The organism is Pseudomonas sp. SIMBA_068 (genome assembly GCF_046534705.1).
GTDB lineage: Bacteria > Pseudomonadota > Gammaproteobacteria > Pseudomonadales > Pseudomonadaceae > Aquipseudomonas > Aquipseudomonas putida.
In genome coordinates, this window is record NZ_JAWRYI010000008.1 from 243,103 (window position 1) to 256,679 (window position 13,577).

At 62.3% G+C, this 13,577-nt stretch carries 12 protein-coding genes; 3 read left to right on the top strand and 9 right to left on the bottom strand.

What is annotated here, in order from left to right; translation table 11 throughout:
• Positions 1-2 precede the first annotated feature (2 nt).
• The 8 genes from SB756_RS19485 to SB756_RS19520 all read right to left on the bottom strand — a co-directional run bounded on the left by SB756_RS19485 (position 3) and on the right by SB756_RS19520 (position 9,091).
• Positions 3-629, bottom strand: a complete 627-nt coding sequence (locus SB756_RS19485) for a response regulator transcription factor (protein WP_059395312.1) — start codon at positions 627-629, stop codon at positions 3-5.
• 29 nt (positions 630-658) lie between these two features.
• Entirely contained in the window at positions 659-1,855 is a 1,197-nt protein-coding gene (locus SB756_RS19490) for a hypothetical protein (protein WP_410911478.1), read from the bottom strand.
• Entirely contained in the window at positions 1,852-2,586 is a 735-nt protein-coding gene (locus tag SB756_RS19495; RefSeq protein ID WP_410911480.1) for a molecular chaperone, read from the bottom strand. Before SB756_RS19495 ends, SB756_RS19490 begins: the two co-directional genes overlap by 4 nt.
• Before the next feature lie 116 nt (positions 2,587-2,702).
• Positions 2,703-5,213, bottom strand: coding sequence for a CS1-pili formation C-terminal domain-containing protein (locus tag SB756_RS19500; RefSeq protein WP_241800036.1), 2,511 nt, complete (start codon positions 5,211-5,213; stop codon positions 2,703-2,705).
• 90 nt (positions 5,214-5,303) lie between these two features.
• Positions 5,304-5,783 carry a CS1 type fimbrial major subunit gene (locus SB756_RS19505; protein WP_410911482.1) on the bottom strand — a complete coding sequence of 160 codons (480 nt, stop codon included), beginning with the start codon at positions 5,781-5,783 and terminating at the stop codon, positions 5,304-5,306.
• 221 nt (positions 5,784-6,004) lie between these two features.
• Positions 6,005-7,669 carry a cation acetate symporter gene (locus SB756_RS19510; protein WP_016485333.1) on the bottom strand — a complete coding sequence of 555 codons (1,665 nt, stop codon included), beginning with the start codon at positions 7,667-7,669 and terminating at the stop codon, positions 6,005-6,007.
• The gene (locus SB756_RS19515) at positions 7,666-7,977 is read right to left on the bottom strand and encodes a DUF485 domain-containing protein (RefSeq protein ID WP_019473848.1); all 312 of its coding nucleotides are present in this window, start codon (positions 7,975-7,977) and stop codon (positions 7,666-7,668) included. The genes SB756_RS19510 and SB756_RS19515 overlap by 4 nt, the downstream gene beginning before the upstream one ends.
• Before the next feature lie 253 nt (positions 7,978-8,230).
• Entirely contained in the window at positions 8,231-9,091 is an 861-nt protein-coding gene (locus SB756_RS19520) for a glycine betaine ABC transporter substrate-binding protein (protein WP_410911484.1), read from the bottom strand.
• 197 nt (positions 9,092-9,288) lie between these two features.
• On the opposite strand from SB756_RS19520, the gene SB756_RS19525 reads away from it, so the two are divergent.
• On the top strand, positions 9,289-10,854 hold the full coding sequence (locus SB756_RS19525) for a beta (1-6) glucans synthase (protein ID WP_410911486.1): 1,566 nt from the start codon (positions 9,289-9,291) through the stop codon (positions 10,852-10,854).
• Between the two features lie 19 nt (positions 10,855-10,873).
• Here SB756_RS19525 and SB756_RS19530 read toward each other — a convergent pair whose 3' ends face one another.
• Positions 10,874-11,227, bottom strand: a complete 354-nt coding sequence (locus tag SB756_RS19530) for a hypothetical protein (protein ID WP_410911487.1) — start codon at positions 11,225-11,227, stop codon at positions 10,874-10,876.
• 190 nt (positions 11,228-11,417) lie between these two features.
• On the opposite strand from SB756_RS19530, the gene SB756_RS19535 reads away from it, so the two are divergent.
• Together SB756_RS19535 and SB756_RS19540 are read left to right on the top strand one after the other, a co-directional pair.
• Positions 11,418-12,716, top strand: coding sequence for a serine/threonine protein kinase (locus SB756_RS19535; RefSeq protein WP_341797836.1), 1,299 nt, complete (start codon positions 11,418-11,420; stop codon positions 12,714-12,716).
• A gap of 73 nt (positions 12,717-12,789) precedes the next feature.
• Positions 12,790-13,536 (top strand): VacJ family lipoprotein, encoded by a 747-nt coding sequence (locus SB756_RS19540; RefSeq protein WP_410911523.1) that lies wholly within the window; start codon positions 12,790-12,792, stop codon positions 13,534-13,536.
• The last annotated feature ends 41 nt before the right edge of the window (positions 13,537-13,577 follow it).

Here is a 13,577-nt window from a genome sequence, read left to right on the forward strand (position 1 = left end):
GACTAGATGAGCGCATTGCGACGGGCGAAGTCCGCCAGGTCGATCAAAGAGTTGACCCGCAGTTTTTCCATGAGCCGGGTTTTGTAGGTGCTGATGGTCTTGTTGCTCAGCAGCATGGCTTCGCCGATCGCCTTGTTGCTCAGCCCGCGGGCGAGCTGCTGCAAGATCATCAGCTCACGGTCGGTCAGTGAGGCGATGCATTGCGCGTCTGTGAACTTGAGGTCCTGCTTGTGCACCGAACTCAGCACCACTTCAGGGAAGTAGGTATAACCCGACAACGTTGCGCGCACCGCTTTGCCAAGTTCGTCAAGCTCATCGGTCTTGGCCACGAAGCCCATTGCACCGGCCTGCATGCAGCGTAGCGAATAGGCTTCGGGCAATTGCGACGTCAGCACCAGAACCTTGGGCGGCTGCGTCATGGCCTTGATACGGGCGATTACCTCAAGGCCATCGAGCCCGGGCATGGCGATATCGAGGATGACCAGGTCCGGCGCCAACTCACGCGCCAGCCGCACTGCGTCAATACCATTGTCTGCCTGGCCGACGACATCGAGCCGTTCCTTGCGCAGCAGCATGCACACGGTGGCCCGGATGAACGGATGGTCGTCAACCACCACGACTTTGTACATAGGTTAACCTCGCGCATCATGGCGGTGGGCTAAAGCTCAGCGTCGAAAACGACGGTGACCTGGCCGGCATAGGTGGCGCCAGGGTATCGGAGCATGGCCTGCACGTCGTTGCGCTCCACCTGGAAACGCAACTGGCCAGGGCGATTGAGCGTGGGCATCGCCGATTCGAACGCTAACGCAGCCGCCTGCCCGCTCGGCAACGCCAGTTGCTGAACCGGCCGGCCCTGGTGCTCGATACCTCCGGGCAAGGTAATGGCCACGGTCACAGGCACTTCATGGTTGGCGTCGTTACGGATACCGCACGTACCAGCGGTGTAGTGCTGGCACAACTTGTAGGCTTTGAATGGGCCGGTGGACCATAGCCGGAACGGCAGGTCACGGTAGATGAGCCCGGGGGGCTGGCCACCGCCCAGCCAGGCCTGCCAGCCACCCTTGGGCTCAAGCACGGCGCGCTCCGAGCCAGGCGGGAACTCAAAGATGAAAGCATGCTGCACATCCAGTTCGAAGTTGATCACCAGCGTATCGCCGCTCAGGCCGGTGACGTTGTTGCCGAAATCAAAGTCGCCCCCAGGGCCTATGGTGTAAGTGAGGCTGCCGCGGTACATACCGGCGCGCAGGCGATACGGCGGGGGGATGTCCAGCTCGAAGGAAATGCCCGTGTCCAGTACCGTGGTGGTATCTACCAGATCATCCGGCGCCCATGAGTAGCTGATCAAACAAGGGGTCGGACTTTGCGGGTTGACCAACGAGGTGTGGTATCTGAAGCGGCTTTGGTTGCCGACGGAGTTCATGCCACTACAACCGCCTGAGAAGCGGCCGTTAAGGGGGTTATAAGGGCCGCCCAACACAGCTTCCTGGCTGATGGAGCGCACCTCGAAGGTCATCTGCCTGGGCTCGCCCGTCTGTTGGTGGCGTACCTCCACTTCACGACGCCCCGGCAGTTTCACGAAATATCGATCACGCAGGTCGGGGGCACGGTTGATGCTTGTCTTCTGGTAGGTAATTGGCAGGCTCACGGTGCCGGTACTGGCGCACAGGCCAGCCCAGACCCTGCAAAATTCAGCAGGCGGCGTGGTGTTTTCGAAGCGCCCCGACCCACCGCCACGGTATTGCGCCGAGAGCGTCACCTCCAGCGCGCTGGCCAAGGGCGCGAATGCCAGCAAACCTGCGACCAGCCAGACGCGTAAGTGACGGATGCGGGCCAAGCGCCCTGTGCTGCTACTCATCCTTCCACCACCATGCGCTTGCGCGCTTCGCCTTCATGCAACTCAAACTGATGGACCTTGGCCGCCTGCCCTTCGAATTGCCGTGTACGCCCCGGCAACACATGATGTTTGGTGGCAGTCTCGCAGGCCACGCCAGCCGCCTGGCACTGCCGGAACTGATCCAGCACGACAGTGGCATTGCCCTGGTTGCTGACCGTAAGGCTACCGCCCTTGCGCTGCACAGGCGTCTGGAACCGGGTTTCGCCAGGCCGAACGAACAGCAACGTGCCATAGCCGGCCAGCAAGTTGACCCCAGCCTTCAGGCTACTGCGGTAACGCTCGGCCTCTCCCTCGTCCACGGTGAACCCATCACCCAGCTCGGGCAGTACCGGGACGAAGCGCAAGCGGAAATAGCGCTCTGTATCGCGCTGGCCGCGGTACACCAGGCGCACCGCTTGCATGCCCTGCGCCGGCACGATCAGCCGCGCCGGGCTGGCCACCAGGCCGCGCTGCTCCAACGGCAGGCCTTCGGTGTCGACCTCGCGGGCATTGCCATCGCTGTCGTACACCAGCTCAGCGACACTGACCTTGACGAACGCCGTGGTATCACCGCTATTGCGCACCCGCTTGAGCAAGGTGCTTTTGCCGGAATCCAGGTAATCGTACAACGCGCCGACGTTAAGCTCGGGCGCCCCAATGGCTGCCAGCGGGGTAACCAGAAAGGCCAGGGCAAGCAGACGATGGATATTCACGTTTGAAGGTTCCTTGGATAAGTACAGCGATTGGCATACCGTAAACCGGGAGCAATCGCAGGATATGTAGGAGCCGTCTGCAACGACGGTAAGGCGGCTCTGTTACTGACCCTGAGCTAGCTCTCAACAGGCTCACCCCCGTTATCAGCGGCTTTGGCCAGGCTTGCCGGCGTGCAACGCTGGTCGCCGGCCAACAGCACATCGTCTTCACGTACCAGCTGCGTAAGATTCAGCGTCAGCAGGCATACGACCTGCCCTTGCTGACGCACCTCCAGGCTGGGGGTGGACTCGCTCATTTCCACCGCAAAGAACCCATCGGCCTCACTGACACTGCGACTGGCGTGGTTGATCACCTGCGCGCCCCGCAGCGGACGACCCTGGCTGTCGAGCAGGCGGCCGATGACGGTCAGCGTGCGCAATACCCGCAGCTGCCGGTAGCCAATGCCGCCACGGTTCAGGTGGTAGTCCACACTGGAAGGCTGAATCACCGCGGCGGTGGCTTGCGCGCCTTCAAGGTCGAATTGCACATGGCCGGCCTTGTAAGCGGCCACCGGAACCAGGTTGCGCCCAGGCCGCAGATTGGCAGTACCGCCATGGCGGTCGTCAGCGCGTAGTTTCAAACCTTGGATATCGGTTTCGACATCGACGATAAGCCCAGCCTGGTGCGGCAAGTACTGGCCGCTCACGGCCGCCTTGCCAGCCCCGACAGCCAGCATGCTTTCCAGGTTAAGGCCGCCGCTGAACTCACCGTTGTAGGAAGACCGCTGGAAATACGCATCACCGTGCAGCTGTTGGCTCTCGAACTGCGTGTCACCACCCAGGCCGGCGCCATAGCGGTCGGCGCTGGCGGTCAGGCCAACGCTGCGCAACGGGCCCAGGTCGACGTCCTGCTGATAGGCCACCGCAGCATTGAGGTCACGCCCGCCATCGCGCGCTGTACGGCTGCCGACGCTGGCCGACAGGCGCCGCCCACTCGTGCCACCCAGGCTCATGCTCAGGCTCAGGTTGACGCCGCGGCTGCGGGCCTCACCGGTACCCGCGTTGCCCGGTCGGTCGAACAGCGACAGGCGCCAGTTGGCCTGCGACCCCAGTAACTGGCCGAAGTACGACCAGCCCAAATCCACCCCCGTACCGGCGCTGGCCCCACTGCTGTGCGACACACGCACGCTGGCGGTATTGCGCGGGTCGAGGCGATGGTTGTAAGACACCGACGTCTGGGTTTGCCGCGCCTGCCAGCGGCTCGGCTGACGGTCATCACGCAGTGACTCGGGGCGGGTCAGCCAGGTGCTGCTCTGGCTGGCCACCAATGAGCTGTTTTCACCAGCGTGGATCATTTGCAGGTCGTAGCCGTTGCCGTAGCCCTGGGCCCGAAACAGGTTGCCGTACAGTTTGAAACGGTCGCGCACATCCCAGTCCAGCGACGTGCCGTATTGCAGGGTTTGGTCGATGCGCTGTGCCGAGACGCCGAGGATAGCCCGGGGGTGCACCAGGTAATTGGCCAGCACGCCTGCCGCCAGGCTGTCATCTGCGTCACGCTGCCAGTTGCTCAACAGGCTGCTCTGCCGCCCCAGGTACAGGTTGTAGCGCCAGGGGGCATCGGTGCTGCGCCAGTTGCCGGGTTTGTAGATGAATGCCTGGCTGCGCGAGGTCACCTGGCCGTCCTCGACCAGGCGGATTTCCACTTCATAGATGCCCCCGGGCAACACTTTGCTGTCCAGCGTCTGCAGCCCGGGCTGTACCGGCTGGCTATTGATCAGTACGCCGTTGCGGTAGATTTCCGCCACGGCGGGGCGGTTAGGCGTGACATAGATGGGCGTCGCGCTGGGCGCGCCATTGTCGGTGGCCAGGCTGTCGCTGCTGCCGAACATCAGGCCCAGGGTGGTATCGGGGCTGGCACCCATCAGCCGTGGTTGGCGGGTCAGGCCTTGGGCACTGGGGGTGAAATAGCCCAGGCGATAAAAGTGGTCCTGCACCAGTCGCTCACCGTACAACTGATCAACCCGGTAGCGCGTGCCCTGTTGACTGTCGCTGCCACGGTCAAGCTGGCCATCGGCCAGGGTCGTCCAGTTACCCAGGCTGCCCTGCCCTTGCAATGCATAGCGGCCGCTGGTGACCCGGCCATCATTGACCAGGTTGAGTTGGTTACGCACCAGCAGGCCATAGCTGCCTTGTTCGGGAAGCCGGTGATAACGCTCGTCTGCCGTTGACGCTTCGACCTGGTCGGTAAGCAGTGACAACTGCGAATTGGCCAAGCTGTAGTGCACTGCGCGCAGGCCATCTGGGCAGTCAGCCTGGCAATCACCCAACGGGCGCCCTTCGACCAGGCGTTCGCGCCAGCGCCGCCTCAGGCTTTCTGGCTCACGGCTGTCGACGGTTTCGGTGAATTCCAGCAGTTGCACGCGCTGATCCCGGCTGAGCACGACCATTGCATCACCCAGATAGCGGCCGTCCAGGTCTACCCTCACGGCCAACGGTACTTCATAGAAGTGCGCTTCGAATTCACTGGGCAGGCCTTCGATGCCACCCAGCGCCGCGGTCGCAGCGTGGCCCGTAACTGGCACTGCGGCCAGGCAGGCTGCCAACGGCAAGCTCAGGTACAGCGCGGAAAGGGGAAACTGTAGGGTCATTGGCGTCGCTTGCGGGCAATACCTGCCCGCCCCGCGGCAAGCGCCGAGGGCAGGAACAGGCAACAACGGATGAACGATGGGGGGGGTGAATCAAGGCGTGCCAGTTTCGAAGATCATGCTCACCAGGCCTTGGTAGTTGCCTGGCTCATAACCCGCTGCGGGGGCTGGCTGGGCTGCAATTTCGAAGCCGATGATCGCCCCCGGTGCGGCTTGGGTGGCGCTGACCACTTCGGCTGCGGTGGTCTGCAACACGGTGCCGCCAACCTTCACATCCAGGCCAATGTTGTGGGAACCGCTGGCAATGACTGCGGGCGAAACCAGGTAAGCGTTGATAGCGCCAACGGTGCTCTTGACCTGCAGCTCCTTGCGGACCGGGTCGAGCTTGGCCTGATTGGGGTTCCAGCCCAGTTCTTGCGGGTCGTTCATCCAGTTGCCGCCGACCGGCTCGACGAAGAACGCATCGGTCGGCACCTGGGCAGTGACTTGTACTTGCTTTTCGATCGGGTCCAAGGCGTGGGCGGCACCGGCAAACAGCATGGCCAGAGGGAGGGCAAGCAGCATACGTTTCACGATCAAATCTCCTTGAGGGAATCACTGGCTGACGGGCGACTGCCCGATCAGTGGTGGCGATTATTCGTGAACGCTGGCGATTGGAAGTTAGGACCGTTCCGAGCGGATTTAGGAAATTTCCCAAGGGACGCAGCTTGCCAGTATTGCCGGGAGCAACCCCAGAATGCATAACGCCCCGGCTAGCGGGGCGTTATGCATTTCAGCGCGTTATTGCTATTGCATCAGTGGGAAACCGCCCCGCTGGCACCCAGGCCAGTCTGCGAACGCACGAACTGCGGGTAGAACAGCGCACGCTCGTCGTCGGCAGCCTTGGACTTGTCGGTGACCGAGAAGAACCAGATGCTGACGAAGGCGATGGCCATGGAGAACAGCGCCGGGTACTCGTACGGGTAGATCGGCTTCTCGTGGCCGAGGATCTGCACCCAGATGGTCGGGCCGAGGATCATCAGCGTTACCGCACTTACAAGGCCCAGCCAGCCGCCAATCATGGCGCCCCGGGTGGTCAGTTTCTTCCAGTACATCGAAAGCAGCAGGACCGGGAAGTTGCAGCTGGCGGCGATGGAGAACGCCAGGCCGACCATGAAGGCGATGTTCTGCTTCTCGAACAGGATACCCAGGCCGATCGCCAGCACGCCCAGGGCGATGGTGGTGATCTTCGACACGCGGATCTCGTCCTTGTCGTTGGCCTTGCCCTTGCGCCATACGCTGGCGTACAGGTCGTGGGACACCGCCGAGGCACCGGCCAGGGTCAGGCCGGCAACCACTGCCAGGATGGTGGCGAATGCCACTGCCGAAATGAAGCCGAGGAAGATGCTGCCACCCACGGCATCGGCCAGGTGCACCGCTGCCATGTTGTTGCCGCCCAACAGTGCACCGGCGGCGTCCTTGAAGTCCGGGTTGGTGCTGACCAGCAGGATCGCGCCGAAGCCGATGATGAAGGTCAGGATGTAGAAGTAGCCGATGAAGCCGGTGGCGTAGAGCACGCTCTTGCGCGCTTCCTTGGCATCACTGACGGTGAAGAATCGCATCAGGATGTGTGGCAGGCCGGCAGTACCGAACATCAGTGCCAGGCCCAGCGAGAAGGCCGATATCGGGTCCTTGACCAGGCCGCCCGGGCTCATGATCGCCTCACCCTTGCTGTGCACCTTGATCGCTTCGGAGAACAGGGTGTTGAAATCGAAGCCTACGTGCTTCATCACCATCAGCGCCATGAAGCTGGCACCGGACAGCAGCAGCACGGCCTTGATGATCTGTACCCAGGTGGTGGCCAGCATGCCGCCGAACAGCACATACAGGCACATCAGGATACCCACCAGGATCACCGCAACGTGGTAGTCCAGGCCGAACAGCAGTTCGATCAGCTTGCCGGCACCAACCATCTGCGCGATCAGGTAGAACGCCACCACCACCAGCGAGCCGGAGGCCGACAGGGTACGGATTTCCTTCTGCCCTAGGCGGTACGAGGCCACGTCGGCGAAGGTGTACTTGCCCAGGTTGCGCAGGCGTTCGGCGATCAGGAAGAGGATGATCGGCCAGCCGACCAAAAAGCCGATCGAGTAGATCAGGCCGTCGTAGCCAGAGGTGAACACCAGCGCGGAAATACCCAGGAAGGAGGCAGCCGACATGTAGTCGCCAGCGATCGCCAGGCCATTCTGGAAGCCGGTGATCTTGCCACCGGCAGCGTAGTAGTCCGCCGCCGACTTGTTGCGTTTGGAGGCCCAGTAGGTGATACCGAGGGTGAAGGCGACAAAAGCCACGAACATGGCGATCGCGGCAACGTTCAGCGGCTGTTTCTGCACCTCGCCGGTCAGGGCATCGGCTGCCCACACGGCGGGTGCGAAGGCTCCGCAGGCCAGTACAGCCAGGGCTTTGGCGTGGCGAATCATTGTTGCGCCTCCTTGAGGATGGCCTTGTTCAGCTCATCGAATTCGCCGTTGGCGCGGCGTACGTAGATGGCGGTCAGGACGAATGCCGAAACGATCAGGCCGACGCCCAGGGGAATGCCCCAGGTAATCGACGACTCAGGGCTGAGCTTGGCGCCCAGCAGATGAGGACCGTAGGCGATCAGGAGGATGAAGCCGCAGTACAAGCCGAGCATGATCGCCGAGAGAATCCAGGCGAACCGTTCGCGTTTGGTGACCAGCTCCTTGAAACGGGGGCTGTTTTGTATCGAGAGGTAAATGCTGTCGTTCATTGTTTTTGTCCTAGCAGCACAGGTAGGGGTGAAACCCACGCCCTTACTTTATGCGGCTGTTGGACGGCAACCAGACGACCTTAGTCTTAGATGCAACGGTGTTTTACCGATTGCGCAACAAAACAGCTTGCGCCTGCCCTGCAGGAGCAGCCTTGTGCTGCGAAGAGGCCGGTGCAGGCTGCCCGAATCTTCGCAGCTTGTACCGGCCTCTTCGCAGCACAAGGCTGCTCCTACAGGAATTTGCAACAGCTGCTTACTTACCCGTCCACTCCTTCACGCGATCAGGGTGCTTGGCCACCCAATCCTTGGCCGCCGCTTCAGGCTTGGCCCCTTCCTGGATCGCCAGCATCACCTCGCCAATCTCGTCCTTGGACTGCCAGCTGAATTTCTTCAGGAACTCCGCCACTTCCGGTGCCTTGCTGGCCAGTTCCTTGCTGCCGATGCTGTTCACGGTTTCCGCCGCGCCATACACGCCTTTCGGGTCTTCGAGGAACTTCAGCTTCCACTTGGCGAACATCCAGTGCGGTACCCAGCCAGTCACTGCAATCGACTGTTGCTTGGCATAGGCACGGCCCAGTTCCGCCGTCATCGCCGCGCCCGAGCTGGCCTGCAGCTTGTAACCGGTCAGGTCGTAGTCCTTGATCGCCTGGTCGGTCTTGAGCATCACGCCGGAGCCCGCGTCGATGCCGACAATCTTCTGCTTGAAGCTACTATCGGTCTTGAGGTCGGCGATGCTCGCCGCCTTGACGTACTCGGGGACGATCAGGCCGATCTTGGCGTCCTTGAAGTTGGCACCGTAGTCGACCACGTTGTCCTTGTTCTTGGTCCAGTACTCACCATGGGTCACCGGCAACCATGCCGACAACATGGCATCGAGCTTGCCGGTTGCCACACCCTGCCACATGATCCCCGTGGCCACAGCCTGCAACTTCACGTCGTAGCCGAGCTTTTGCTTGATCACTTCGGCGGCCACGTTGGTGGTGGCCACACTGTCGGCCCAACCATCCACGTAACCTATGCTTACTTCTTTGGCCATTGCCTGTGCAGCGCTCATGGCCATTACCAGGGCGGTGCCCACACCCAGTAAACGTCGCATTTTTTTCAAAGTTGCCATCAAAGCATCCCCTCGTCAGGTCTTGGAGATTGCATCATCTTCCTGCAACACAGGTCGACCTGATCCAGCTGCGACCTGCACCCGCCCCATATGCGACAGCACTGTGCCATTAGCGTCATCGGCCTACACCCGCCTGCGCGATCCTTGCATGCCAAAGCTTTGGCGCCGGGCTACTATCTACCCTTTTGCGCCTGACGATGGACCGCCCGATGCCCAGTTCTGCCCGCCTGTTGCTGCCGCTTTACCTGCTTGCCTGCCTGTTGGCCCTGCTCGGGCTCGCCGGGCTCTGGTACGGGCTTGGCAAGCCGGTGCACCTGCCCGATGCGGCCAGCCCGACGCACAAGTTGCAATGCGCGTCCTACACCCCGTTCGACAAGGACCAGTCGCCCTACGACCAACCATTTCACCTACGCCCGGCACGCATGGACGCCGACCTGGCCTTGCTGGCTGAGCGTTTCCAGTGCATCCGCACCTATTCCGTGACCGGCCTTGAGGCAATCCCGGCGCTGGCGCGCAAGCATGGGCTGAAAGTGATGCTGGGCGCCTGGGTCAACGCTCACGCGGCCGACACCGAAAAGGAAATCGACCTGCTGATCGCCACCGCCAACGCCAACCCCGATGTGGTCAGCGCGGTGATCGTGGGCAACGAGACGTTGCTGCGCAAGGAAGTCACAGGCGCGCAGCTGGCCAAGCTGATCGCCCGGGTGAAAAGCCAGGTGAAGGTGCCGGTGACCTACGCGGATGTGTGGGAGTTCTGGCTGCAGCACCCGCAAGTAGCACCCGAGGTGGACTTTTTGACCATCCACCTGCTGCCCTACTGGGAAGACGATCCGCGCGGCATCGACGATGCGCTGGCCCACGTGGCCGATGTGCGCCGGGTGTTCGGCACACGCTTTGCGCCCAAGGACATCCTGATTGGCGAAACCGGCTGGCCCAGCGAAGGCCGCCAACGCGAAACCGCAATACCCAGCCGGGTCAACGAGGCACGCTTTATTCGCGGCTTCGTGGCCATGGCCGAAAGCAACGGTTGGCACTACAACCTGATCGAAGCGTTCGACCAGCCGTGGAAGCGCGCCAATGAAGGGGCAGTTGGCGGTTACTGGGGGCTTTACGATGCCGACCGGCAGGACAAGGGCGTGCTGGAAGGGCCGGTGAGCAACCTGCATGACTGGCCGCAATGGCTGCTGGCCAGTGCACTGTTGATGGCGGCCATGTTGTTGCTGGCCGGGCGCCCTGCTACGCCGATGGCGGCCTTGCTGTTGCCATTGCTGGCCGCGTTTGGCGCAGGTTGCCTGGGCTTGTGGGGCGAACTGATGCGCACCCATGCGCGTTTTGCCGGGGAATGGCTGTGGGCACTGGCGCTGGCCGGGTTGAACCTGTTGGTGCTGGCGCATGCACTGTTGGCGCTGGCACGCCGGGCGGGTTGGCGTGAGCGGCTGTTCGCCTGGCTACAGGCACGGGCAGGGTGGCTGTTGCTGGCGGCGGGCTTTGCCGCAGCGGTGAGCATGCTGGCGATGGTGTTCGACCCACGCTACCGCAGCTTCCCCAGCGCCGCGCTGGCCTTGCCGGCGCTGGTGTATGTGCTGTGGCCGGTGCGGGCACGGCGGGCGGAGGTGGCGTTGCTGGCGTTCATTGTCGGGGCCGGGGTGGCGCCGCAGTTGTTCGTTGAAGGGCTGGAAAACCAGCAGGCCTGGGGTTGGGCGGTGGTGAGTGTGCTGATGACAGCCGCATTGTGGCGCAGCTTGCGGTTGCGACCGGCTTGATTGTTGGGGTGGGGCGCGGTTACCTGACAAGGCGCAACCCCGCCAGCACCAGCGCAAACACGGCAATGCTGGCGGTATACAACACCAGCGCCGGCACAGCGAACACCAATGCCAACACCGCCAGCCACCAGCCCGCGCGCGCGGGTACGAACTGCGCCAGCAGCGCCAGGCCTAGCCCGCTCCAGGCCAGCACCTGGAGGTGAATGCCCAACCCCAGCAGCGAGCGCACCTCACACTGCCAATACGCCGCAGGCACCGTGCACAGTCCAACCCACTGGCCATCCTCCATCAGCCCATAGCGCACGCCATAGCTGGCAGCGAGCCACAGCCCCAGAAACAGCACCAGCAGTGCAGCCGGCAGCGAACGAGACATCCTGTTCTCCAATAGCGGTAATCGAAAGCATCCATGATCGCTTATGCCCGGTTGTAAGGCAAAATCACAACCCTGCAGCTATGTTGCAGATAACAAGCACACCAAAGACCACCGCGACTGGCAACTTTGCCCGGTTGGCTGTGGTCCTAGCCTGCACACTGCTCGACCTTGCGTTCTTTTGGGGGATTACATGCTTCGATCTTTGCGCCTCGCTGCCGTGCTCGGTAGCCTGCTCATGGCGGTGGCCGCTTCAGCGCGGGATATCGACGCTGCCAGCTACGGCTACCCCTTGACCAACCCGTTCGAGGCGACCATCGCCACCACGCCGCCGGACCAGCGCCCGACCCTGCCCAGCGACGAGGACATCGACCAATCGGACTACAGCCTCAACCTGCGCCCGGAGCGTGAGTTCACCTTGCCCGACAATTTCTGGGCGGTGAAAAAGCTCAAGTACCGCCTGGCCCGCCAGGATCACGAAGCGCCGCTGATCTTCATCATCGCCGGCACCGGTGCGCCGTACAGCAGCAGCATCAATGAATACCTGAAGAAGCTGTTCTACCAGGGCGGCTTCCACGTGGTGCAACTGTCATCGCCCACCAGCTACGACTTCATGAGTGCCGCCTCGCGCTTTGCCACCCCCGGCGTCAGCCAGGAAGACGCCGAAGACATGTACCGGGTGATGCAGGCCGTGCGTGCCCAGCACCCGCGCCTGCCAGTCAGTGAGTTCTACCTCACCGGCTACAGCCTGGGTGCGCTGGACGCTGCTTTCGTCAGCCACCTGGACGAAACCCGCCGCAGCTTCAACTTCAAGCGTGTGCTGCTGCTTAACCCACCGGTCAACCTGTACACCTCGATCAACAACCTGGACAAACTGGTGCAAACCCAGGTCAAGGGCATCGACCGCAGCACTACGTTCTACGAGCTGATGCTGACCAAGCTGACCCGCTACTTCCAGGACAAGGGCTACATCGACCTCAACGACGCCCTTCTGTATGACTTCCAGCAGTCCAGACAGCACCTGTCCAACGAACAGATGGCCATGCTGATCGGCACTTCGTTCCGTTTCTCGGCTGCCGACATTGCCTTCACTTCCGACCTGATCAACCGCCGCGGCCTGATCATTCCGCCGAAGTTTCCGATTACCGAAGGCAGCAGCCTCACGCCGTTCTTCAAGCGTGCCCTGCAGTGTGATTTCGACTGCTACATGACCGAACAGGTGATCCCGATGTGGCGCGCCCGCACCGACGGCAACAGCATCCTGCAGCTGGTCAACCAGGTGAGCCTGTACGCCCTGGAAGACTACCTGCGCGGCAGTGACAAGATCGCGGTGATGCACAACGCCGACGACGTCATTCTCGGCCCGGGCGACATCGGCTTCCTGCGCAAGGTATTTGGTGACCGGCTGACCCTCTACCCCCATGGCGGCCATTGCGGCAACCTCAACTACCGCGTCAACAGTGACGCCATGCTGGAGTTCTTCCGTGGTTAACAAACTCCTCTTCGCCACTGCCCTGCTTGCCGCCGGCCACACCCTGGCCGCCGAAACCGCCCCCCGGGCCAGCGTGATCGAGGCCGACCCGCAAGTGATCGGTACCGCGCCGCTGGTGCCTGAATCCGATGGCTTCATCGACCCGCTGCGCGAGCTGAAATTCAACCCGGGGCTGGACCAGCGCGAGTTCGAGCGCTCAACCCTGGAAGCGCTGAACGTGTACGACCCGCTGGAGTCGATCAACCGGCGCGTCTATCACTTCAACTACCGGCTGGACCAATGGGTGCTGCTGCCGCTGGTGAGTGGTTACCAGTATGTAACCCCGCGCTTCGTGCGCACGGGGGTAAGCAACTTCTTCAACAACCTGGGCGATGTGCCAAACCTGTTCAACAGCGTGCTGCAGCTCAAGGCCAAGCGTTCGGCCGAGATCACGGCGCGGCTGATGTTCAACACCCTGATCGGGGTGGGTGGGCTATGGGACCCGGCGACCAGCATGGGCCTGCCGCGCCAGAGCGAAGACTTTGGCCAGACCCTGGGCTTCTATGGCGTACCGGAGGGGCCGTACCTGATGCTGCCGGTGTTGGGGCCTTCGAACCTGCGCGACACCACCGGGCTGGTGGTGGACTATGCGGGCGAGCAGGCAATCAATTACCTGAACGTGGCCGAAGCCAGCACCGACCACCCGGAAATCTTTGCCCTGCGCGTGGTGGACAAGCGCTATACCACCAACTTCCGCTATGGCCAGCTGAACTCACCGTTCGAGTACGAGAAGGTGCGGTACGTGTACACCCAGGCACGCAAGTTGCAGATTGCGGAGTAAACCTGCTTCGGCTCAATCGCCGGCAAGCCAGCTGTCACAGG

Coding starts and splice junctions, on each gene's coding strand:
- SB756_RS19485 (WP_059395312.1), bottom strand. CDS start 629: ATGTACAAAGTCGTGGTGGTTGACGACCATCCGTTCATCCGGGCCACC.
- SB756_RS19520 (WP_410911484.1), bottom strand. CDS start 9,091: ATGGCAACTTTGAAAAAAATGCGACGTTTACTGGGTGTGGGCACCGCC.
- SB756_RS19500 (WP_241800036.1), bottom strand. CDS start 5,213: ATGACCCTACAGTTTCCCCTTTCCGCGCTGTACCTGAGCTTGCCGTTG.
- SB756_RS19510 (WP_016485333.1), bottom strand. CDS start 7,669: ATGATTCGCCACGCCAAAGCCCTGGCTGTACTGGCCTGCGGAGCCTTC.
- SB756_RS19530 (WP_410911487.1), bottom strand. CDS start 11,227: ATGTCTCGTTCGCTGCCGGCTGCACTGCTGGTGCTGTTTCTGGGGCTG.
- SB756_RS19525 (WP_410911486.1), top strand. CDS start 9,289: ATGGACCGCCCGATGCCCAGTTCTGCCCGCCTGTTGCTGCCGCTTTAC.
- SB756_RS19490 (WP_410911478.1), bottom strand. CDS start 1,855: ATGAGTAGCAGCACAGGGCGCTTGGCCCGCATCCGTCACTTACGCGTC.
- SB756_RS19535 (WP_341797836.1), top strand. CDS start 11,418: ATGCTTCGATCTTTGCGCCTCGCTGCCGTGCTCGGTAGCCTGCTCATG.
- SB756_RS19515 (WP_019473848.1), bottom strand. CDS start 7,977: ATGAACGACAGCATTTACCTCTCGATACAAAACAGCCCCCGTTTCAAG.